General features: G+C 35.4%; 13 protein-coding genes. All 13 read left to right on the top strand.

Annotated features, from left to right (window positions below):
* Window positions 1-35 precede the first annotated feature (35 nt).
* The 13 genes from BM246_RS11560 to BM246_RS11500 all read left to right on the top strand — a co-directional run bounded on the left by BM246_RS11560 (window position 36) and on the right by BM246_RS11500 (window position 23777).
* Window positions 36-1415 (top strand): 3-keto-disaccharide hydrolase, encoded by a 1380-nt coding sequence (locus BM246_RS11560; RefSeq protein WP_074938052.1) that lies wholly within the window; start codon window positions 36-38, stop codon window positions 1413-1415.
* A gap of 37 nt (window positions 1416-1452) precedes the next feature.
* A complete protein-coding gene (locus BM246_RS11555) occupies window positions 1453-2886 on the top strand; it encodes a right-handed parallel beta-helix repeat-containing protein (RefSeq protein WP_139221887.1) in 1434 nt (477 codons plus the stop codon).
* Between the two features lie 20 nt (window positions 2887-2906).
* Window positions 2907-4397, top strand: a complete 1491-nt coding sequence (locus BM246_RS11550; protein WP_231961853.1) for a right-handed parallel beta-helix repeat-containing protein — start codon at window positions 2907-2909, stop codon at window positions 4395-4397.
* Window positions 4398-4575: 178 nt separating this feature from the next.
* Window positions 4576-6411: an arylsulfatase gene (locus tag BM246_RS11545; protein WP_074938048.1), complete on the top strand. Its 1836-nt coding sequence runs from the start codon at window positions 4576-4578 to the stop codon at window positions 6409-6411.
* A 54-nt stretch (window positions 6412-6465) separates the two neighbouring features.
* Window positions 6466-8259 carry an arylsulfatase gene (locus BM246_RS11540; protein WP_074938046.1) on the top strand — a complete coding sequence of 598 codons (1794 nt, stop codon included), beginning with the start codon at window positions 6466-6468 and terminating at the stop codon, window positions 8257-8259.
* Between the two features lie 33 nt (window positions 8260-8292).
* Entirely contained in the window at window positions 8293-9882 is a 1590-nt protein-coding gene (locus BM246_RS11535; protein ID WP_074938044.1) for a sulfatase family protein, read from the top strand.
* Window positions 9883-9981: 99 nt separating this feature from the next.
* Window positions 9982-11940, top strand: coding sequence for a DUF1565 domain-containing protein (locus BM246_RS11530; protein ID WP_083415793.1), 1959 nt, complete (start codon window positions 9982-9984; stop codon window positions 11938-11940).
* Between the two features lie 18 nt (window positions 11941-11958).
* Entirely contained in the window at window positions 11959-12762 is an 804-nt protein-coding gene (locus tag BM246_RS11525; protein ID WP_074938042.1) for an SGNH/GDSL hydrolase family protein, read from the top strand.
* 122 nt (window positions 12763-12884) lie between these two features.
* A complete protein-coding gene (locus BM246_RS11520; RefSeq protein WP_074938040.1) occupies window positions 12885-14369 on the top strand; it encodes a sulfatase family protein in 1485 nt (494 codons plus the stop codon).
* Window positions 14370-14428: 59 nt separating this feature from the next.
* Window positions 14429-15382, top strand: a complete 954-nt coding sequence (locus BM246_RS11515) for an alpha/beta hydrolase (RefSeq protein WP_074938038.1) — start codon at window positions 14429-14431, stop codon at window positions 15380-15382.
* A gap of 63 nt (window positions 15383-15445) precedes the next feature.
* Window positions 15446-16426, top strand: coding sequence for a hypothetical protein (locus tag BM246_RS11510; RefSeq protein ID WP_074938036.1), 981 nt, complete (start codon window positions 15446-15448; stop codon window positions 16424-16426).
* A 308-nt stretch (window positions 16427-16734) separates the two neighbouring features.
* A complete protein-coding gene (locus BM246_RS11505; protein ID WP_083415791.1) occupies window positions 16735-21093 on the top strand; it encodes a CBM96 family carbohydrate-binding protein in 4359 nt (1452 codons plus the stop codon).
* 212 nt (window positions 21094-21305) lie between these two features.
* On the top strand, window positions 21306-23777 hold the full coding sequence (locus tag BM246_RS11500) for a leucine-rich repeat domain-containing protein (protein ID WP_074938033.1): 2472 nt from the start codon (window positions 21306-21308) through the stop codon (window positions 23775-23777).
* Window positions 23778-23887: the final 110 nt, after the last annotated feature.

Raw genomic sequence — 23887 nt, 5'->3', positions numbered from 1 at the left:
ATTTTTATAGTTTGATTAATTTAAACAATATTAAAATGAATAATTTAAAACTTAGCGTTTTAGTCTTAACAATATTGACAGGAATTAACTTATCCTTCAGTCAAATAAAACTAAAAGATCTTGAAGATTTTCGAACTCCTCAAGGCGATTGGTTCGAAGTGAAATCGGTTGAGGTTGATTCGGTTAACTACCAGTTTTTAAATTTTAAAAAAGGTGCAGGTTTTTTTGTAAATGGAGAAATAGGCAAAACGGAACATATAGAAACTCAGGAGTCTTATGGCGATGTAGAATTGCATATTGAATTTCTATTGCCAAAAGGTTCTAATTCAGGAATTTATTTTCAGAGTAGATACGAAATCCAAATTTTTGATAGTTACGGAAAAGATGATGTGGCGTATTCTGATTGTGGAGGTATTTATCAGCGTTGGGATGAAAGTAAACCTAAAGGAGAAAAAGGTTACGAAGGTATCTCGCCAAGAGTTAATGCAACATTACCGTTAGGAGAATGGCAGACTTACGATGTTATTTTTAGAGCGCCGAAGTTTGATCAAAACGGAAATAAAATAAAAAATGCCATGTTCGAAAAGGTAGTTCTTAACGGACAAATTATTCATGAAAACAAAGAAGTAACGGGAGCTACTCGTGAAGGTTTAGATGCTGCTGAGGTTGCTTTTGCTCCATTAAGGTTACAAGGCGATCATGGAAGTATTGCTTTTAGAAATATTCTAATTAGAAAATTAGATAATACAAGAGAAACCAAACTGAATACTTGGGTGGATCTTTTTGAAAATTCAGAAAAAACGGGACCCAATTATGATTTTATTGTAAACGGAGATGCGACTGAGCAAGAAGCAAACACTATGTTTGAGTATAATGGAAAGGAGCTTAAAGCCATGTATAAATGGAAGAAAACTGCCGCGCCTTACGGGGTTGCGATTACCAAAAAAGCTTACAGCTCTTATGATTTGAAGTTTGAGTTTAAATGGGGTGAACGTAAATTTGAGCCACGACTCGATAAAATACGTGATGCCGGTTTATTATATCATTGTCCTGTGGGAAGTTATGCTTGGCCATCAAGTTTAGAATATCAAATTCAAGAAGACGATTGTGGCGATCTATGGAATATTCTCGGAGCACATTGCGATGTTTTAAAAGAAGGTAAAGTTTTAAAAATTGAAAAAAGAAGTTATAGCAGATCAAAAAAATGGACTAATGAAGAAAAGCCAGGCTGGAATCAAGTCTTGTTGCAAGTTAGAGGTGATAGCGCAAAATACTATTTAAATGAGGTTTTAATCAACGAAATCACCAATGCAACATATGGAGGCTTATCGCTTAAATCTGGATTTATAGCTCTTCAGGCTGAGTATTCAGAATTAATTTATAGAGAAATAAAAATTAAAGAAGTTCAGTTTTAGACCAGATAAAAGTATTAAAATAAAAATAAGATTAATAATGAATAAACTTATCAATACCATTTCAGTAACTAAAAATGCGATGTTTATTTTCGGGATGTGTTTCCTACTAAGCATCATTGCTAGCGCACAAATTAAAGTAAATTCTTTAAGTGAATTAACACCTTATTTAAGTCAGGATAAAGTGCATGTGAAAATGACCCCTGGTGTGTACTCTATAACGGCAGCCGATGTAAAAAATGGTTTATATCCAAAATCTTCTTTTGTAGGTAAAGAGTGTAAAGTATTATTGCTTTTTGAAGGAAGCAAAAGTACTTACGATTTTTCAGGAGTTACCATTAAGGTTGATACAAAAGTGTTTCAATCTTATGGAAATATTAGAATTAACGAAATTCAAATTGTTGGTAATAATAACGTGCTTAAAAACCTAACATTAATAGATGACGGATCGGTTTATGATGGGCCAACAAAAGGTGCGTTAAATGTTTGTATCGATGGGAAAGAGAATCTTGTTGAAGGTTTCTACGTAGCCGCTAAAGGATCGTTTCCTTATGGTTATGGCGATGCCTTTGGTAAAGGTGGTAAAAACGTTATTAGACACCAAAAACACAGTTCTTGTTTAATTCGTGGAGAATCTAATCACTTAAAAAATTCGACGTTTATTCATAGAAGTTACGGGCATTGTTTGTTTATGCAAGCTGCAAGTAACCCGACAATAGAAGGTTGCTATGTAGAAGGCGAAATGCGTAGTACCGACGATATGTTATTAGAAAAAGGTACAGGCTCTCCTGCCGATAAAGTTGATTTCATGACGGTTTGGGGTTACGAACTTCCCAAAGGCTACATGTTAAGTACTGGCGAAGCAGGTATTCGTGCTTATAATGCAGGCGAAACTATTATTGATGGTAAACTTATTAAGCGTGGCACATCGAACCCAACCATATTAAATTGTACGGTTAAAAATATGAGAACAGGTGTTACTTTAGCGCATGCCACTGGTAAAAAGTATGTTGAAAACTGTACAGTTATAGGTAGTGAAAACGGATTTTCTTTAGGTTCTGGCGATGTGATTAATTGTAGAGCCGATTGCAGTTATGGACCAGTATATTCATCGACTTATGAAAATGACAAGAATTTTAATGCTGATATCACTATCATTCCTGCGAGTAATCCGTACATGAATGGTTCTAGAAATGTTGCTTACATAGGTGGTCGTGGTCATAATATCACTTTACGTGGAAGTAATGAAGGTGTCGAACACGGATTACAAATTAAGGTTGGTGGTTTAAAAAATAACATTCGTTTATTAAATGGAAATTTTCCTCATCAAAACGACTTTAAAGGATCCGATTTTGAAATTAATAATCTTACCGATTATCCATTATATCTTTCGAATAAAAGCATAGGTGTTATGGTTAGAACGTCTGGAACTATAGAAGATTTAGGCACAACTAATACTATTCAATCAAAATAATAGATAAGATACCTTTTTAAATGAAGCAGCTTAAGTTTATAAATATTGCAGTAGTACTTATGTTTGTCGTTGCGCAGTTTAGTTATGCCCAAAACAAAAGTAAAACAGTTGAAAAAGGACTTCAGTTAAATCAAATTAAAGTGTCTAGCTTATCAGGGTTACGGGAAGCAGTTCAAGAAAGTAATCAGCACATTATTCTTAATCCAGGAAAATATAATATTACCGATTTACCAACAGAATCTAGAGGTTTCCCATGTTCCGGTTCTAACAATATTATTGAACTGAATGAGGTTTATATCAATTTCCCTGTCGGAACATGTAAAGATGCTCATTTCGATATTACAGGTTCTAATAATATTTTAAGAGGTGGCGATTTCGAAGATACTTACCAAAACGGTATGGAGAAAGTAACCGATTTTGGTAGCTACAATCAAAATCGAAAAACCTTAGCAAAAGGCTTAAAAGGAGGTGCAAATATTCGCGTTTCAGGAAATAATAATACTGTGGAAGGCATAAAGCTAACCGTAAGAGGTTCGTTTCCTTATGGCTATGGCAATATGTACGGTATTGGCAGAGGTAATGCTACCGGTTTAGACAAACGTTGCGCTTTGTTAATTACAGGCGTGGGGAATACGGTTGATAATTGCGAATTTCAACATAGAGCATTTGGACATGTTATTTACATGCAGAAAAACGCTGATAAAACCCTAATTAAAAACACCTACATTGAAGGTGATGTGCGCCCAAGTAACGATACTTACACAGAAACTAACGATGGCGATTTACCAAAACGATTTAATTACAAAATGCCACTTGGAGAAATGGAAGGACTTCCTATTCCTCGTGATGTAATGTTTAACCTTACGGAAGATGGTATTCGCGCTTATAATATTCCAGGGTCTGTAACCGTCGAGAATTGTGTGGTTAAAAAATGCAGAGGCGGTATTAAATTGTACATGGCAAAAGGGAAAGTAACGGTTAAAAATAGCACAGTTTTAGATTGTGTTGTCGAGGGCTATTCTCTAAATAATGGAGGAGAAATGATTAATTGTAAAGGCAATGCTGCTTACGGACCATTACTTTACATGCATTTTGATAAAGTATCAAACCAAAATATAGATTTAACTGTTTTACCGGCGCCACACGCTGTCGGAAACCATGTGTTTGCAGCCATAAAAGGGCATGGACATAATATAAAATTAACGGCAGCTAATCCTTCAGAAACTATCGATAATACACTTAGACCCATTGTGGTTGGTTATCCTGCTCGCTTTCAGTTTTTAACTACAGATTATCCAAATGTACCTAAAGGGTATGAGGAAAATTTTAAGAAGCATTTTGGAAATAAAACGTATAGTGCGACAAATATTTCAATAAAAAATGGTACTAATTATCCGGTTATTTTAGGTCATTTATCCGAAGAAAATCAAGTGAAAAGTAGCGGTAAAGTAACCGATTATGGAACAGCTAATCTTGTAAAAACCTATCCTGCTTCCGAAGAAAAAAAGTAGTTAATCCCTCTAAACATCGAAGTTTTTTCAATATAAGCCTATAATTTATAGTATTTGAATGATAGTTTATATCCATATTTCTAAGGAAATGATATTTTTATGCTCTTAAATGTCCGTTTTCTAAAGCGCGGATATTTTAATTGAAACATTCAACATCTATTCAGATAAATTAATTCTTATGAAAAAAAGTAGAGGTCTTATTGCTGTAATTTTATGCGCCTTATTTATGGTGTCTTGTAAATCGGAAGAAAAAAAGACTGAAGTAAAGAAAGAGAAACCAAACGTAATTTTACTTGTTGTAGACGATCAGGGTTATGGTGATATTGGACGCCTTGGCAACAAGGAAATTAAAACACCAAACATCGATAATCTTTACGATGTAAGTGCGCGTTTTACACAATATCACGTATCTCCAACTTGTGCGCCAACAAGAGCCGCTTTAATGACGGGGCATCACTCTAACCGAGCTGGTGTTTGGCATACTGTAAACGGGCGTTCGTTAATTTTAGATAGAGAAACTACTATTGCTCAGGTTTTTAAAGATAATGGCTATGCAACCGGAATTTTTGGAAAATGGCACTTAGGTGATAATTATCCATTTCGCCCAGAAGATAAAGGCTTCGAAGAAGTTTTAGTACACAGTGGTGGCGGTATTGAGCAAGCTTTGGATTATTGGGATAACGATTATTTCAATGATACTTACAAGCATAACGGTGAGTTAAAGAAGTTTGAAGGATTTTGTACTGATATTTGGTTCGATAACGCTAAAAACTACATGGCAGAAAATCAAAAGAATAATAAGCCATTCTTCTGTTATTTATCTACAAACGCAGCACATACGCCATATTTTGTTGATAAGAAATATTCTGATCCTTATGAAAATAATGAAAACATACCAAATGCAGCCTTTTACGGTTTAATTTCTAATGTTGATGAGAACCTTGGGAAACTAGTAGAATATTTAAAAGAAATCGATTTAATGGATAACACCATTTTGATTTTCTCTACTGATAATGGAACTTCAGCAGGAGCAAAAATTGAAAAAGGAGGCGATCGTTTAGATGGTTTTACTGATAAAGGATTCAATGCTGGTATGCGTGGTATTAAAGCGAGTATGTATGAAGGTGGACACCGTGTACCTTTATTCATTCACTGGAAAGATGGTGGAATTACTACCGGAAAAGATATTAACGAACTTACGGCACATTACGATATCGCACCAACTTTGGTGGATTTATGTGGTTTAGAAGTTAAAGAAGATTTAAAATTCGACGGAAAAAGTTTAAAACCATTAATCGATGGTCATAATGAAGCATTTGTAGATCGTGCGATTATTACAAATTCGCAACGTACTGAAGTGCCAGAACCTTGGAGAAGAACCGCTTTTATGAAAGGCGATTGGAGACTTGTTAATGGTACCGAGCTTTACGATTTAAGTAAAGATCCGGAACAACGTACTAATGTTGCCGATCAATTTCCTGAAAAAATGGATGCTTTTAAAGCAGAGTATGATGCTTGGTGGAAAGAAATTTCTCCAAGTTATGCCGATCAACCTTATATTATTGTAGGCACTCCAAATGAAAACCCAACAACGTTGCACGGTCATGATTGGCACACTACAGCGGCAGCAAGTCCATGGCATCAACGCCATATTAGACAAGGTTATATCGATAATGGCTACTGGTTAGTAAAGGTTGCTGAAAGTGGAACTTACAACTTAAAATTACGTCGTTGGCCAATAGAAACAGGTTTACCTTTAAATGGCTTGGCTCCGGTGCGTCCAACTCTAGAAGGTACAACGGTTAGAGAAAGTGTGAAAAGTAAAGCGTTAACTATTAAAAATGCTAGAATTAAAATTCAAGATGAAGAGCAGTCTGTTGTTGTAGATCCTAATGCAGAATTTGTAGAATTCACTGTAAATCTTAAAGCTGGAGAAACACAACTGCAAACTTGGTTTACTTTAGATTCAGGAAAAGAATTGGGAGCATATTATACGCTCGTCGAAAAAATATAAGTTGGACTTTATAAATTTTTACTTTTAGGAATTAATAACCTAACTTTTACCATAATGAGAAAAAGAATTTCATTACTATTTTTAGTCTTAATTGCCATGTTTTCGAGTTTTGATGGGCTTTCGGCACAATCGAAACAAAAACCAAATGTTATAATTGTAATCACTGACGATCAAGGAAAAGGAGATTTAGCTTGCGAAGGAAATAAGTTTATTAAAACACCAAATATCGATAAGTTTTATTCCGATGCGGTTCGTTTTACAAATTACCACGTGTCAACCACCTGTGCACCAACACGTGGAGCAATCATGACGGGACGCCATAGTAATCGTGTTAATGTGTTTCATACTATTAATGGGCGCTCTATTCTTTTTGAAGATGAAGTGACTTTACCACAAATTTTTGCTCAAAACGGCTATACTAATGCCATGTTTGGAAAATGGCATTTAGGTGATAATTATCCATACCGTCCTGAAGATAGAGGTTTTCATGAAGTTATTCGTCATGGTGGCGGAGGTGTAGGTCAAGGTCCAGATTATTGGGGTAACGATTATTTCGATGATACGTACTGGCACAATAGCAAAATGGAAAAGTACGAAGGATATTGCTCAGATGTGTTTTTCAATGGTGCTTTAGATTTTATTGAAACCAATAAAGACAAACCTTTTTTCTGTTATATTTCTACCAATGCACCGCATTCACCGTATAATCTTCCAAAAGATTATTTTGATTTGTATCAGGGTAAAAAGTATAAAGATATCAATGAGAGAACCTTGCGTTTTTATGGAATGATTACCAATATTGACGACAATTTCAAAAAGTTAGAAGATAAATTAGACGATTTAGGTATCTCCGATAATACCATCGTAATTTTTACTACAGATAATGGAACGGCAGCAGGTAGAAGTGTTTACAACGCAGGCTTAAAAGGCGGTAAAGGTAGCCAGTATGAAGGTGGACACCGTGTACCACTTTACATTAGATGGCCAGATGGAAAATTGACAGGCGGTAAGGATATTGATGAGTTAGTAGCGCATTACGATTTATTGCCAACGTTTGTAGATTTATTAGGTTTAGATTTTAATCCAGTTAAAAAACTAGATGGTAAAAGTTTAACGCCTTTATTAGAGGCTAAGAATGATACTTGGGAAAACCGAATTTTATACATGGATACCCAAAGAGAACAAAATCTGATCAAGTATAGAAAATATACAGTTATGGACAAAGATTGGCGTTTAGTTGATGGTAAAGAACTGTATAATATAAACAACGATTTAGGTCAGCAAAATAACATCATTTCTGCACACCCAGAAGTGGCAGCACGTTTAGGTGTGGGGTACGAAACTTGGTGGCAATCTTTTGTAGACGAAGAAGTTAACGAGCGTTATGCTTACATAAAAGTGGGTTCTCCAAAAGAAAACCCGAGTAGAATTTCAGCTCACGATATGATTGTGGGGAAATTTAGTGGAGCTTGGCACCAAAATGGAGCTATTACTGGAGCTCGTGCTGGTGGTAAGTGGAAAATTGAATTTGTTGAAGATGGCGATTATAAAATCAGTTTACGTAGGTTTCCAAGAGAAAGTAACTTAGCTATCAACGCGACGTTTCCAGCTCAAGAAAAGGCTATAGAATATGATAAAACATCGCCAGCTGGAGAAAAATCAGATTTTAAAGAAGCTTTCTTATATGTAGCTAATATTTCTAAAACTTTAGACATTAAAGCAGATCAAGATGAAGTAACCTTTACAGGGAAGATTCCAGCGGGAAAATACGATATGGAAGCACAACTTATAGATGAGTTAGGTCGTGTACACCCTGCATATTATGTATATGTTGAAAAAATAAATTAGAAACGCTCTTTAGCGGAATTTTAAAATATCAAAATGAAGTTAATATTAAAATTAGTAGCTTGTTTGAACCTTGTCTTGTTAGTCTCTTGCGGCCAGCAAAATAAAGGACAGGAAGTAAAAGTAACACAAGAAACAAAACCTAATATTGTTATTATTTACACCGACGATCAAGGTTATGGAGATGTTGGAGCACTTAACCCAGAGGCGAAATTTAAAACGCCAAATATGGATAAGTTAGTTAACGAAGGCGTAACTTTTACCGATGGACATAGTAGTGATGCGGTTTGTACACCTTCTAGATACAGCTTGTTAACAGGGCGTTACAGTTGGAGAACAAGTTTAAAGAAAAATGTTTTACGTGCAGATGGCCCATGTTTAATTGAAAAAGATAGAATGACGATTGCTTCGTTACTTCGTGAGCAAGGTTATAGCACAGCCATGATTGGTAAATGGCATCTTCAAATGGAGTTTGAAGGTGATGTAAAAAAGGGTGGTCGCGATTGGTCTAAACCTTTTACAGATGGTCCAATAGAAAAAGGTTTCGATTATTTCTTCGGAATTCCTGCTTCTATGAATTATGGTATATTAACATATTTAGAAAACGATCGAGTGCTTGATCCTCCAACGCTTTACACAAAAAAGAAATTGGATGTTACGCCGCGTACTTACAGAATGACGCCTCCTTTTCAAGAAGAAAAAGCTAAGGGCTATGTTGAGGTAGCGCCTTCATTTAATGATGAATTGGTACTTAAAACTTTTGCAGATAAAGCCGTTGAATATATCGGTAATGCTGCCGATGAATCTAAATCTGGGAAACCTTTCTTTTTATACCTACCACTTACAAGTCCACATTTACCACATTGTACACATCCTGATTTTCAAGGAAAAAGTAATTGCGGAAATTATGGCGATTTTATGGAAGAAACAGATTATCGTATCGGGCAAGTGCTTGATGCTTTAAAAGCGAATGGTTTAGATGAAAATACTTTGGTTATTTTTTCATCGGATAATGGTGCGGAATCTAATTACGCTTATCAAAGAGATACTTACGGACATTATAGTTGTATGAATTTTAAAGGAGGAAAACGTGATGTTTATGAAGGCGGACACCGAGTACCGTTTTTAATGCGTTGGCCAAATGCTATTAAAGCAGGAAGTCAAGTAAACGATCCAGTTTGTCAAACCGATTATTTAGCAACTATTGCTGATATTGTTGGAGCTAAAATACCTGATAATGCAGGAGAAGATAGTTACAGCTTATGGCCAATGATGCAAGATGACGCTGTTAAACAAAAAGCAGATAGACCGGTAATTCATCATTCATTTACGGGGCATTTTGCTATTCGCGAAGGGAAATGGAAATTAAATATGCTTAGAGGTTCTGGTGGTTCTTTAAAACCTGTGATTATAGAACCAAAAGAAGGCGAAGCGCCGTTTGAACTTTACGATATAGAAAACGATCCTGGGGAAACTACAAATCTTTATTTTGAAGAACCAGAAGTGGTTAGTAGGCTAACAGCTAAAATTACCGATATTATAAAAACAGGTCGATCAACAGAAGGATTACCTCAACCTTATGTTACAGAAAATTGGGAGCAATTAACTTGGATGAGCTTAAATTAATTAGGCATAAAGTGAATTTTTAAATTTGAAGTTCGAGATGTTGGCTTGTAAAATTATTTATAAAATAATAATAGAATTTGATTCTAAAAAATAAATAGAATGAGAGCAAAAGTCAACGTTTTCACAATCTTACTTTTTGTTTGTTCTTTTATCGTTCAAGCAAAAGATTTTCACGTATCAAAAAAAGGAAACGATTTTAATGAAGGAAGCCAAAGCGCTCCGTTTAAAACCATTTCCAAAGCAGCCAAATTAGCACAACCAGGCGATGTTATTATCGTTCATAACGGTGTTTATCGAGAACGCATAGATCCTTTTTATGGAGGAAGAAATGATAGAAATCGAATTGTTTATCAGGCAGCTGAGAACGAAGATGTTTGGATTAAAGGTTCCGAAGTTATCAGTACTTGGAAAAAGTATAAAGGCTCTGTTTGGAAAGTCGTGATAGATAATAGTTTCTTCGGAGATTTTAATCCGTATCAAGAAATTCTTTATGGCGACTGGTTAACAAAAACTTACGGCAGAGATCATCATTTAGGCGAGGTTTACGTAAATGGAAAAGCCTTATATGAAATTGATAGTTTAACTAAAGTAGCATCTTTAAATCCTTTGAAAAGAGCAATAGATGTTGAAGGTTCTAAATACAAATGGTATTGTGAAACAAATAATGAAACGACAACGATATACGCCAATTTTCAAGATAAAAACCCTAATAAAGAGTTAGTAGAAATCAATGTGAGACCTACTGTCTTTTTTCCGAAGAAAACAGGAATTAATTATATCACCGTTCGTGGATTTAAAATGGCGCACGCTGCAACGCAATGGGCACCACCAACAGCAGAACAACAAGGTTTAATAGGCCCAAACTGGAGCAAAGGTTGGGTTATTGAAAACAACCTCATCACCGACTCTAAATGTGCCGGAATAGTGATAGGGAAAGAGCGTGGTTCTGGTCAAAACGCATGGCGTCGCGATAAAAAGAAGCATGGTACACAACGCGAGCGCGAAGTTGTTTTTAAAGCTTTACAAATGGGATGGTCTAAGGAAATAATTGGTTCTCATGTTATAAGAAACAATACCATAAAAGATTGTGAACAAGGCGGAATTATCGGTCATCTTGGTTGCGTTTTTAGTGAAATATCTAACAATCATATTTATAATATAAATGTAAAAAAACAGTTTGATGGTTGGGAAATTGCCGGAATTAAACTGCATGCAGCTATAGATGTTCTTATAAAAAATAATTTTATACACGATAATCACAGAGGTATTTGGTTAGATTGGCAAGCGCAAGGTGCTCGGGTATCGGGTAATCTTTTAGTTAATAATGAAGATCAAGATTTGTTTGTAGAAGTGAATCATGGACCTATGATAATTGATAACAATATTTTACTTTCCGAAAGAGGGATTCTTAATGCGTCTCAAGGCACAGCATTTGTCAATAATTTAATTGCAGGAAATATACACATGAGAACGGCAACAAATAGGTTTACCCATTATCATTTTCCACATTCTACGGAAGTTTTGGGGATGATGACGGTTATACTTGGTGACGATCGTTTTTATAATAACATTTTTGCGGCCAATAACGAGTCGTTAGAGAAGAGTCAATATTATGGGTTGGATGCTTACAACGATTTTCCTTCAGCTTCATACCAATGGAAATCACCTGGTAGTTTAAACAACTATAATGCGCAGAAGTTCCCCGTTTTTATAGATGCTAATTTGTATTTAAATAAAGCTAAACCATCGAATATAGAAACTAATTTTGTTGAAAATAAAACTTTAAATCCAGCTATTCGTTTAACTAAAGCGGATGATGGTTATTACTTAAATATTACTGCAGACGCGAGTTTTAGACAAGTTAAAACACAGTTTGTAAATACCACTATTTTAGGTGCTGCTTTTCAGTCGGAAACACCTTATGAAAATCCTGATGGCTCTGCACTCACCATTAATGAAGATTATTTTGGAAACGAACGAACCACGGAACAACCATTGGTTGGCCCATTTCAGAATTTAAAAATAGGAGAAAATAGAATTAAAGTTTGGAGTAATTAAGTTTGAAACATTAAAAATATGCAGCGTAAAAAGTTTATAAAAATTTTAGGTTTTGGTGCTTTAGGTATCGGTTTAGCTCCAATGGCCTTTGCTAAAAATACTTATAAAAAAACAAACGAAGCCATTTGTAAACTCACTTGGGATGCCTTGTGTGGAAAAATAGGTAAAGCCTATAAAACGGATGCATTTGTGTATGTTCATCCTAGAAAAAGAGTGCCAAATGTGTTTATTTATGGCGACTCTATTTCAATTGCGTATTCATCAACCGTGATGAAGCTTTTAAGGGAAAAGGCTAATGTTTATCGCTTGTTTAAAAATGGAGGATCTAGTGATCAGTTTATCCCGAATATGGATAAATTGGAGCAAAGTATGTTTCAACCAGGATTGGAGCAAGGCTGGAAATTTGATTGGGATGTTATTCATTTCAATGTGGGTTTACACGATTTAAAATACCTAAAAGGAAAAAACCTAAATAAGAAAGATGGTAAGCAAGTGTCGTCTATTGAAACATATAAAGAAAATTTAGAGGGTATTTGTCAATATCTAAAAACGAAATTTCCGAAGGCAAAATTAATTTTTGCAACCACAACACCGGTTCCCGAAAATGCAAAAGGTCGCTTTAAAGGCGATAGTATTAAATACAATAAAGGAGCTTTAGAAGTTTTAGCAAATCATCCGGATATTATAATTAACGATTTGTACACTTTTACCCAACCACATCGCGAAGCTTGGGAGCAAGCACCCGGAAATGTGCATTATAAAGCTTTAGGGTTTAATAAGCAAGGAGAAGAAGTGGCTCGAATTATTGATGAGGTTTTGTAATAAATATTTACATTAATAGCTAAATAAACCGCATTTTCATTAAGTTGAAAAACAAAGAAAATATATCTGAATAATCATTTAAATAGAAATATCAAAAATTAAAAAACCAAACAATAATCAATATGCATAAATTTTTTAAACACACTCTTTTAGCCGGAATTTTAGTGCTAGCGTTTACAAGTTGTAAAGACAAAGCAGAAACCAAAGCGGAAGTTGCAGAAGCTCCAAAAAGACCGAATTTTCTATTTGTATTGGTAGACGATCAATCGCCGTTTGATTTGCAAACCTACGATCCAAATTCAATTTTAGAAACGCCAACCATTAGTAAGTTAGCTAGCCAAGGTGTTGTTGTAGAGCAAGCGCGCCACATGGGGTCTATGAATGGAGCTGTTTGTACGCCATCGCGCCACATGATTATGTCTGGAAGAACGTTATGGCATTTACCACCAAGTGCAGAATTTCAAAAGCAAACCGATCCAAACGAGATAGACGACCAAACTATTGGAGCTGTTTTTAATCGTGCGGGTTATAAAACCATGAGAACTTGTAAAAAAGGAAACTCTTATCCAGGAGCAAATAAACAATTTACTGTGGTTCACGATGCAACAAAACGTGGCGGTACAGAAGAAACAGGAAGTGCTTGGCATGCAAAGCAAGTGCTAGAATATTTAGGAGATAGAGAAGTTACGAAAGAAGAAGATCCGTTTTTTATCTATTTCGGGTTTTCTCATCCACATGATACTCGAAATGGTACGCCGGAATTGTTAGAAAAGTATGGAGCAACCAATCATAAAGATCAAAATTCATTACCTGCTGCAAATGATAAGCAACCAGAACTTCAGGATAATTATTTAGCGGCACACCCATTTTTTCATGGACATCCACAACTTAGAGATGAGGAACGTGTAAGTGGTGTTTGGAAAAATAGAGATGAAAGAACGATTAGAAATGAATTAGGTAGAGAATATGCTTGTTCAGAGAATGTAGATAATCAATTAGAGAAAGTTTTAGCTAAGCTTGAAGCTATGGGCGAACTAGATAATACTTATATTGTTTATACTTCAGATCACGGTATGGCTATAGGTCGTCATGGTTTACAAGGAAAACAAAACTTATATGAGCATACTTGGAGAGTACCATTTATAGTTAAAGGCCCTGGGATTCCTTCAGGAAAACGTGTAAAAGGAAATATGTATCTTTTAGATGTGTTGCCAACCTTATGCGATTTAGCAGGAATTACTGCTCCAGAAACTGTAGAAGGTAAAAGTATGGTACCTGTTTTTAAAGGAGAAAAGGAAACGGTTCGCGACGTGATGTATGGCGTATACGCTGGTGGAACAAAACCAGGGATGCGTAGTGTGAAAATGGGCGATTGGAAATTAATCAAGTATGATGTAATGGACGGTAAAGTGAGAGAAACTCAACTTTTCAACTTAGCAGAAAATCCAAACGAATATTTACCTGAGCATAACAAACCAGGTGAAATGGAAACGGATTTAGCCGAAAACCCAAAATATGCTGAGAAATTAGCCGAAATGGAAGCTTTATTACTAGAGCAAATGGTTGCTAATGATGATCCTTACCGTCTTTGGAATCAAAAATCATAATATTTATAAAAGTCTCAACATAAATAAAGTTGAGACTTTTTTACTTTAATTCAAGTTATATGAAATCAATAAAAACACCTGTTTATTTCGCCTTTATGATGCTTACTTTTTTTCTTTTAAGTGTTTCTATTTTACATGGCCAGGCACCAGCCGATTTCGGTTTTGTAGAGGGGGAAAACTATAAAAAAGACGTTGTATATAAAACAGTCAATGGGAAACCTTTAGTCATGGATGTTTTTTATCCTAATGCCGATGTACTTCAGGATGAAAACCCATGGGTTGTGTTTGTTCACGGAGGTGGTTGGGCTGGAGGTGTAAAAGAAAATATTTTCAGAGATTCTTTTTTAGGTACATTGCAAACCCTTTTAGATAACGGTATAGTGTGTGCAACCATAGATTACCGATTAGCGAAAAAACCTGTAACATCGTACGAGTCTGTGGTAGATTGTAAAGATGCTGCGCGATTTCTTCTAAAAAATGCAGTTGACTATAAATTAGATAAAGAAGAATATGGCATTTGGGGTGGTTCTGCAGGAGGGCACCTGAGTTTGGTTACAGCTTTAGCTCCAGACGCACCTTTTCCTGGCGACCCGAGTTTGGCAGATATTCATCCAAAATATAAGTTTGTAACTTCTTTTTTCCCGTTTACATCATGCCTAAATCCTGATATTAGACCAAATTCTATTTTTGAAAATGGTAAACTTTTCAATCGTTTATTGGGTGGAACTCTAGAAGAAAAACCAGAGCTAGCACGCTTGATGAGTCCTACTGAGTTTTTAGATGAAAACAGTTTGCCTATTTTATTGGTACACGGCGAAAAGGATACTACGCTTCCTATTATTAACTCTCTTTACATGATGGAAGTTGCCAAAGAAAAAAATGCCGATGTACAATTGCTAGCTGTTAAAAATGCTGGGCATAGCATGTCTGGTAAAAATATATCTCCGTCTTTTGAAGGTATTGCCGAGCGTTGCAGCAGTTTTATGCTTTCTCATTTAGGAGAGACTAATTAGGCTATATATAATTCAGAATAAAAGAAATATTTAAACGATAGAAATTAAACGAGGTATTTTAAAATGAAAGGTATTTATATTCTTTTTGCTATATTATTCGGCGTTTTCCATGGAAATAGTCAGGATATAAAATACCCAGAGGTTGAAATTAGCAACGGGATTATTAAAGCTAATTTGTATTTACCAGATGCTGAAAATGGTTATTACAAAGGCACTCGGTTTGATTGGTCTGGCGTTATTTCTAACTTAGAATTTAATGGACATACTTATTTTGGCCAATGGTTCGATGCTGATAATCCGCCAGCATTCGCCACCATTATGGGGCCTGTCGAGGCTTATGCGCCTTTAAATTATAATGATGTTGTAATTGGAGAAAGTTTTGTGAAAATTGGAGTTGGTGCGCTTAAAAAAACTTCAAATGAAAATTATAGTGATTTTAAAAATTACGAGATTGTAAATCCGGGAAAACGCAGCATAAAAGTTAAAGGTAACGAAGTTGAATTTATTCATATTCTAAACACCGACAAGGTTTCATATCAATATACCAAAATTATTAAGCTTATAGAACATGAACAAAAAATGGTGATTTCTCATGTTTTAAAAAACACAGGGAAACATCAGATTAAAACTTTCGGCTTCAATCATAATTTTTTGGTGATCGATAATGAAACAATTGGTAAAGATTTCGAAATGATTTTTCCTGTTGAAGTTTCAGGGATTGGCCGTGGTTTAGGTGATATTTTTGAAATTGAAGACAAACGTTTAGTTTTTAAAAGAGATATTATTGGCGATGAATCTATTGCTATTAAACACTTGAATGGTTTGAATAACAATGTCGATAATTTTGATGTTAGTATACATAATTCTAAAACAGGAGCAGGCGTTAAAATTACTGGAGATCAACCACTTTCTAGATTCCGACTTTGGGGAACGGCAAGAACCATATGTCCGGAAACTTATATCGATATTAAGGTAACGCCAGGAGAAACATTTAGTTGGAGTTACTTTTACGAATTCTACGAATCTAAAACAGTGAAGCATTAAAGTTTATTGTGTTATAAAATCACACTTTTTATAAGCGGATTACTTTTCAAAAGTAAAATGCTCAAAAAATAAAATACTAAAGTCTGCTTTTCTATAAGCAGGCTTTTTTTGTTTATACCAGTTGCTGTACGAATTAATCTTCAAAAAAGAACTTTAGTTTATAGGCAAAGAACTATAATTTATAAGAATTCTGCTTTCAAAATAATATCATTACATAACCATTTTAAGTATGCTACGCAGGTAGCCTATTTATTCTTAATACCCCAAATGTTACCAGAGTAAGGCCTTCTTTCTAAACTAATTAAAGAATGAAGAACTATTATTTTTTTAAACATTCGATGTGTTTCGTTTGTTTCTTTTTTTTATCCCTATCCATATGGGCAACCGATGAAATGGTATCTCCAGGAGGCGATATTCAAACCGCAATCGATAATGTCGCCGCAAGTGGAGGTGGTGTTGTAACGCTCGCTGCGGGAACACATAATATTACTGTACCTGTTAGAATGAAAAGTAATGTCACTTTACAAGGTGAAGGCCAGTGGGCTAGTTTACTTAAAACTACGGTAAACATGAAAATGATTATTGCAGATTCAGAAAATTTAGTGAATCTCATTATTCAAAATTTGGCTATAGAAGGTACCAATGCCGCAAATGGTGGAGGAATAGAAATTACAGCTAATGATGATGTGGAACATGATAATGTCCAGATTTTAAATGTGCATTGTACAAAAACGGGTTGGGGTGTTCATATTAAAGGAACAAAAAACTTGTTAGTAAAAGATTGTTTGTTTGATGAAAACGGAACGGCAGGACAAGAAGGTTTTGCACATAACATGTACTTACGTCGTGTATATGGTGCAGAAGTTAGAGATAGTCGGTTTTTAAATTCTACATCGGCAAATGGTATTAATATTTCTTACAGTGAGGATATTAAAATTTACAACTGTGAGATGTCGGGCAACTATTTTAGAGGTGTTCGTGCAGCAAATACCGATGGTTACTTAGTGTACGATTGTATTGTGCAAAATAATGGTAATGTGGGGATTTTAGCTAATTCCGAAGGTGTGCCAACAACAAATATTGATATTAGAAGAAACTGTGTTTCAAATAATACATTAGAAGGTATAAGTGGTGTTAACGGTGTTACCGGAATTGTAACTGATAATAATGCCTACGGAAATGATACGGATGATGATAGTGCAGACTATAGCTTGCCAGGTGGTGTAAACGAATCTGGTAATATTTCTGATGCAAGTGTTAACTGTGCTTATCAAACCAATCAAACTCGTATTTTACTTAGTGCTACATCAGGTATTAATACTGTGGAATTAAATTGGACTTTAGATAACGTAACAACCGTTAGACAAGATGTTTTTAGAGATACAGATGCTGATGCTAGCGGACGTACTTTAATTGCGAGTAATGTGTCTGGAACAACGTATACCGATAATTCGGTTGTTGGAGGTACAGATTACTGGTACTGGATTAAAGCGAGCGATATTTCAGAAAACACTATAAATTCTAATGCGGCGAGTGCTAATCCATCATCTGGAGAACCAAGCGTTGAGCTTTCTGCAACAGCAGGAGATGGTTTTGTAACTTTAGATTGGGATATTGAAAATATAGACATTCAAAATGTAGGTGTTTTTAGAGATACTGATGATAATGCTAGTGGACGCCAATTGATTAAAAACGGTTTAACAGGAACGAGTTATACAGATACTTCCGTGGAAAACGGAACGCAATATTGGTATTGGTTAAAGGTAACCGATGTCGATTCTAAAAATTTCCAGAACGATCCAGCAACTTATGCATTACCAACGGTGCCTACTGTGGCTCGCGCTCAATTTATTCATCCAGGTATTTCTCATAAAAAATCAGATTTAGACCGTATGAAATATATGGTTGAAGCAGAAGTTGATCCTTGGTACGCCTCGTATCAAGATATGGTTTTAGATTCTAAATCGAGTTATGATTATGTAGTACAAGGTGATGAAACTTTTACCGAATTAGGTAGAGACTCTGGTGTAAACTATGGCGCTTGGAATAGTGATATTCGAGCGGCTTATTACAATGCCATCCGTTGGTATATTACAGGAGACACAAGACATGCCGATAAAGCCGTTGAAATTTTTAAAGCTTGGTCTAATTTAACATCGGTAACTAGTGGAGGAACTGAGGCTTTAAGTGGAGGAGTGGCATACATTATGGTAGAAGCAGCGGAAATTATCAAAAGTACTTACCCAGGTTGGGAAGCTGCAGATGTACAAGCTTTTAAAGATATGTTGGTGTACCCAGGATATTCTACTACTACAGAGCCTGCAGATATTAGAAATAATGCAACCTTTTACTGGAAATCTTATTTAGGAGATCCTGTAAGACATGGAAATCAAGGTCTTTCAGGCTGGCGTACTGTAATGGCTATGGGTATCTTTTTAGATAACGAAACTATGTACAATCGTGCATATCACTATATTAAAGGTACTTTAGATGAGCACACAGGAGATTTAGCATATCCTGCAGGACCAAATACAAGTGGTGAAGTGCCTACCGCAGTTGGAGAACACTCAGATACTTACGGTATTGATCGTGGTTATACCGAAGCGAATTATGGATATAACGAGGTGATGACTAATTATATATACGAAAACGGACAATGTCAAGAATCTTCTAGAGATCAAGCCCACGTTATGTTTGGTCTAGGTTTATTAGGTTCTATGGCAGAAATGGCGTGGAATCAAGGTGATGATTTATATAGTCATGAGGATGATCGATTTTTAAAAGGTCTAGAATTTTCATTGAAATATAATGTAACGGCTTTAGCGTCTTACCCAGATCAAACCACTGCTTGGGAACCTGATAACTTTATAACAGGATTTGATAGAACCGGGAGATGGTATTCTAAATCTATGAGTCCTGATGGTATTGGTGGTTTTACGTCCATTCGTCCAAATTGGGAAATGTCTACTGCCCATTACATTGGTAGAGGTTTTAAAACTGAAGAAGAAGCTAAATGGACCCAACGTGCAAGAGATAAATCGATTGAATTAGGAGGTTACGAAAAAGCAGGATGGAGTAATGATGCCATTGGTTGGGGGGCACTTACGTTTCGTAGACCCGTAGAATGTTTTGGAGATCCAATAATAGGTTTTGATGTTAATGGTTTGCCCGATTATGCAGTACATACTATAGCAGAAGTTATTGAAGCGGAAAACTTTGATTACGATCCATTACAACATGGTGAAGGTCGAATTTATAACGATTTAAGCGTTGGGAATTCAGGTGGAGCATACCGAATGATGGACAACGTAGATGTTGAAACTATAGCAACTGGAGGATATAATTTAACAGACATAGAAGCTGGAGAATGGTTAACCTATACGGTTTCGGTGCCAGAGACTGCTATTTACAGTATTAGTATTAAATATGCTGCTTCTCAAGCAGGAGGTGCTGTTAAATTTAGTTTTGGAGGTGAAGAAAAAACAATAGAACAAGCCGTGCCATTTGGAGCACCTCATTCTGAGGGAGATTCCGATTGGAAAGATTATGTTATTGCAGAAGATATTCAATTAGAAAAAGGTGTTCAAAGTTTAAAAATTTATTTTTCAGGAGTTTCTAATGCTTTCAAATTAGATAATTTTACTTTAACTGAAACAGGAATTGTAAAACAAGATCAAACTATTCAGTTTTTTACAATATCAAATAAACTATTAGATGGGGACGATTTTGATCCAGAAGCTACAGCTACTTCAGATTTAAGTGTGAGCTATTCAAGTTCAAACACGTCAGTTGCAACAATTGTAGATGGTATGGTTCATATTGTTGGATTGGGAAAAACCACTATCACTGCAACACAAGAAGGTGATGCTGTTTTTAATGAAGCGCCTAGCGTTTCACAAGAATTAACCGTTGTGCCTATGGTTGCTGGTACTTTGAGTTTAGGTGCCAATGCCGATACGTATGTGCATGAAGGAAAAGCAAATGATAATTTTGGAGAAGCAACATCGATGGTTACAAAAGTAGATGCGCGTTATGCTATTTTAAAATTCAATTTAAGCACACTTCCTGGAGATGTGATTTCAGCAAAGCTTAGGTTATATCAAAGAACACGATATAGAGACTTAAGAACAGTGTATGATGTGGCTGATGATAGTTGGACGGAAACAGGAATAACATGGAATAATAAACCGGACTATTCTAATGCGAGATCTGAAATTACAACAGCTGCAAGTACATGGTGTGAATGGGATGTATCATCTTATGTAGCTCAAGAAGCTAACGGAGATAAGGTGATCACGTTTGCTGTTAAAGACCCTGCGAATAGTGGTGTTGGTATCGATTTTTACACAAAAGAACTTGGCGAAACAGTCCCGGAATTGGTTATCGAATATGCTGGAACATCGTTAAATGTTAATGCCGAAGATACTATTATCAGTATGTATCCAAATCCAGTTTCAAATGCGCTTAATATTTCATTAGGTTCAGCTAACTTAAATTTAAATAAAACTAGTATTAAGGTTTTTGCTTTAAGTGGTCAGAAAGTTTTGGAAACTAAACCAAAATCGAATAACATAAAACTAGATGTGTCTCAATTAAACAGCGGTATTTATATGCTTATGATTTCCGATACATCGAAAAATATAACAAGAAAAATAGTGAAGTTGTAATTCGTATTAACCAACCAATTCAATCATTATTTAAAGTGAGAAGTTCTATCAAATTTATTTGGTAGAACTTTTTTTATGTAAGACTTTTTTTAGTTTATAGGATTTCAAGTCTTTAAAAAGCAATAATTTAAAGTGATGAAGTAATAATTTATAGAATTAAGCTATGGTTAATGGTAAGTTTACTATCAACTAAATAACCATAAACTAAACGTATGAAAACAACATTACAATTATTTAAAATGAATAAAATGTTATTCGTTTTATCATTAACGCTTTTTGCCACTTTTGGAGCAATTGGGCAAACAACAATTTCTAGTGTTGCTGAGCTTGCTACTGCGGCTGGCAATTCAAACCAAAATATAGTTATGGCTCCAGGTATTTATCAAATGGAAGATTACTTAATGCCTGAGGTTATTGAGAATACGGTTCCTGATGCGAACAATAGGCAGGCTATGATTGAATTCAGCGGAAGTAATAATAATTTCGATTTAACAGGTGTTACTATTGAAATAAATTCAGAGCTTTTAAATGATTATGGCACTCGTATTATTGAGTTATATGTTACAGGGGATTTTGTAAACATTAAAGGCTTAACAGTAACCGATATTGGGAATTCGGCACCTTCAAGCCCTGGCATGCAATCTGTGACTATTGCAGGAGAAAACAATATCATGGAAGGTGTTACATTAAATATAAATGGTTCTTATCCTTACGGTTATGGAGATCTTTTAGGGAAAGGAGACGGTAACCTAGTTAGCTTACGTAAGCATAGTGGTTTACTGGTTGAGGGATTAAATATTACTATTAAAGGCTGCTCTATTTACTCGCAGGCATTTGGACATTTATTCTTTATTCAAGGCGGAAGAAATGTGCTTTTTGAAGATTGCCATGCGGAATCAACAACGAGAACAACCGATGATATGTTAGCTGAAACATCAGGACCAGCTTTCGATAGAGATTTTGCAGCAGTTTATACTAATTATGAGGGGAATAAAGTTATTACGCCGGGTTATACAAAATCATTAAGTGAAGTTGGATATCGTTCATACGGTGCAGGTGGCGTTGATGGGCATACTACAGGCGCTATTACACTTATTAATTGCGTTGCCAAAAACACACGTTCAGGTTTTGCTTTTACTAGATATGGAGGCGATGTATTAATGCAAAACTGTGAAGCTACAGGTTGCGAAGCAGGTTATCAAGTGGAAGAAGTAACTATTGAAAATAGTAGAGGTGATGCTGTTAATGGACCGTTATTATACCTTAACGGTGGTGCTTCAACCGTAGAGCTTTCTTTAATGGAAAATGTGGCAACAACTACGTTACATGCTATTGCAACTATTGGAGGGGATAACCATGACGTAACACTTAAAAAGTGGAATGATGTTACTCGCCCGCAAGTGCATCCTATTTTATTAGGAGCTACCAGACCATCGGGAGCTAATCCATTTTCACCATTAGGAAGTACATCAACTTCTGGAACCGTTTTAAATACTTGTACAGATATGCCTGTTGAAATTTTATCTACAGTAAGCTCTTGCATTATTAATACCACCGGTACAGTTACAGATAATGGTACAGGAAATACTATTAATACGGTATCTGACTGTGATAATATTGTAGTTGTAGAACCAGAGCAAAATACTATTGGTGATACATTTATAGTTGAAGATATAGAATATAAAGTAACGAATTTAGACCCTTACGAAGCCGAGGTTATATCTAGCTCGTTAGTTAATGTGGTTGTGCCAAGTACAGCAACAAGCCCAGAAACAGAAACGCCATTTACGGTTACTAGAATAGGAGATAATGCTTTCAACGGCAGTAGCACAGAAACTATTAAATTACCAAGTACAGTTACATCAATAGGCTATCAAGCGTTTAGAGGTGGAAGTTTAACAGGGGTAACATTTACAACAACAAATGGTATCACGGTAATTGATGGCAGAGGCTTTTTTGTTGCTACTACACTTCTTGAGATAACTGATATTATGAGTAGTGCAGAATCTTTAGGTAGCGGAGCGTTTAACGGTAACTCAAGTGTAACATCTTTAACAACACCGAGTACATTATCAACTATGGGAACAAGTGTTTTTAGAGGAATGACAAATTTAGAAACGGTAGACTTATCGGCTTCAACTTTGTTAACCGAAATTCCGTCGCAAACTTTTAGAGATGCCACGGGTATAACATCTATAATTCTTCCCGAAAATGTAACTTCTATTGGTGCTAGCGCATTTTTAAACCTTAATAATTTAAGTACTGTAAAAGTTTTAAATCCAGTTCCAGCTGCAATAACAGCTTCTGAGTTTTCCGGTGTAAATCTTGCGGATGCGACGTTGTTTGTGCCAAGTGAAGAAGCTAAAGCGGCTTATGAAGCGGCTGATGTTTGGAAGGAGTTCGGTACTATTATGGTATCCGTAACATTAAACGTAAACAATATAGAACAAACGTTAGATTTTAATATATATCCAAACCCAACTAACGGATTAATAGCAATAAAAAGTAAACAACTTAACCAAGCAAGCGTTAATGTTTACGATTTAAACGGAAGAGTTTTGTTAACGAAAAATATTAGTGGAACATCCTCAGAAATCAATGTTTCCAAACTTTCTTCGGGAATTTATTTACTTAAAGTTAAGGTAGGAAATAATGAGTTTATTAAGCGTATTGTAAAACAATAATAGGTTTTATATAGATTGAATACAGCAGCATTAAGATGATTCTTAATGCTGTTTTTTTATGCTTTAATAGTAAATGAACTATAATTTACATCAAAAAAACGATGCTTTAT

Origin of the sequence: Algibacter lectus, assembly GCF_900112395.1 — a bacterium.
Lineage (GTDB): Bacteria > Bacteroidota > Bacteroidia > Flavobacteriales > Flavobacteriaceae > Algibacter > Algibacter lectus.
The sequence above is the reverse complement of the archived record's forward strand: the minus strand, read 5'-3'. Positions and strand labels throughout refer to the sequence as shown.

Coding starts and splice junctions, on each gene's coding strand:
- BM246_RS11560 (WP_074938052.1), top strand. CDS start 36: ATGAATAATTTAAAACTTAGCGTTTTAGTCTTAACAATATTGACAGGA.
- BM246_RS11555 (WP_139221887.1), top strand. CDS start 1,453: ATGAATAAACTTATCAATACCATTTCAGTAACTAAAAATGCGATGTTT.
- BM246_RS11550 (WP_231961853.1), top strand. CDS start 2,907: ATGAAGCAGCTTAAGTTTATAAATATTGCAGTAGTACTTATGTTTGTC.
- BM246_RS11545 (WP_074938048.1), top strand. CDS start 4,576: ATGAAAAAAAGTAGAGGTCTTATTGCTGTAATTTTATGCGCCTTATTT.
- BM246_RS11540 (WP_074938046.1), top strand. CDS start 6,466: ATGAGAAAAAGAATTTCATTACTATTTTTAGTCTTAATTGCCATGTTT.
- BM246_RS11535 (WP_074938044.1), top strand. CDS start 8,293: ATGAAGTTAATATTAAAATTAGTAGCTTGTTTGAACCTTGTCTTGTTA.
- BM246_RS11530 (WP_083415793.1), top strand. CDS start 9,982: ATGAGAGCAAAAGTCAACGTTTTCACAATCTTACTTTTTGTTTGTTCT.
- BM246_RS11525 (WP_074938042.1), top strand. CDS start 11,959: ATGCAGCGTAAAAAGTTTATAAAAATTTTAGGTTTTGGTGCTTTAGGT.
- BM246_RS11520 (WP_074938040.1), top strand. CDS start 12,885: ATGCATAAATTTTTTAAACACACTCTTTTAGCCGGAATTTTAGTGCTA.
- BM246_RS11515 (WP_074938038.1), top strand. CDS start 14,429: ATGAAATCAATAAAAACACCTGTTTATTTCGCCTTTATGATGCTTACT.
- BM246_RS11510 (WP_074938036.1), top strand. CDS start 15,446: ATGAAAGGTATTTATATTCTTTTTGCTATATTATTCGGCGTTTTCCAT.
- BM246_RS11505 (WP_083415791.1), top strand. CDS start 16,735: ATGAAGAACTATTATTTTTTTAAACATTCGATGTGTTTCGTTTGTTTC.
- BM246_RS11500 (WP_074938033.1), top strand. CDS start 21,306: ATGAAAACAACATTACAATTATTTAAAATGAATAAAATGTTATTCGTT.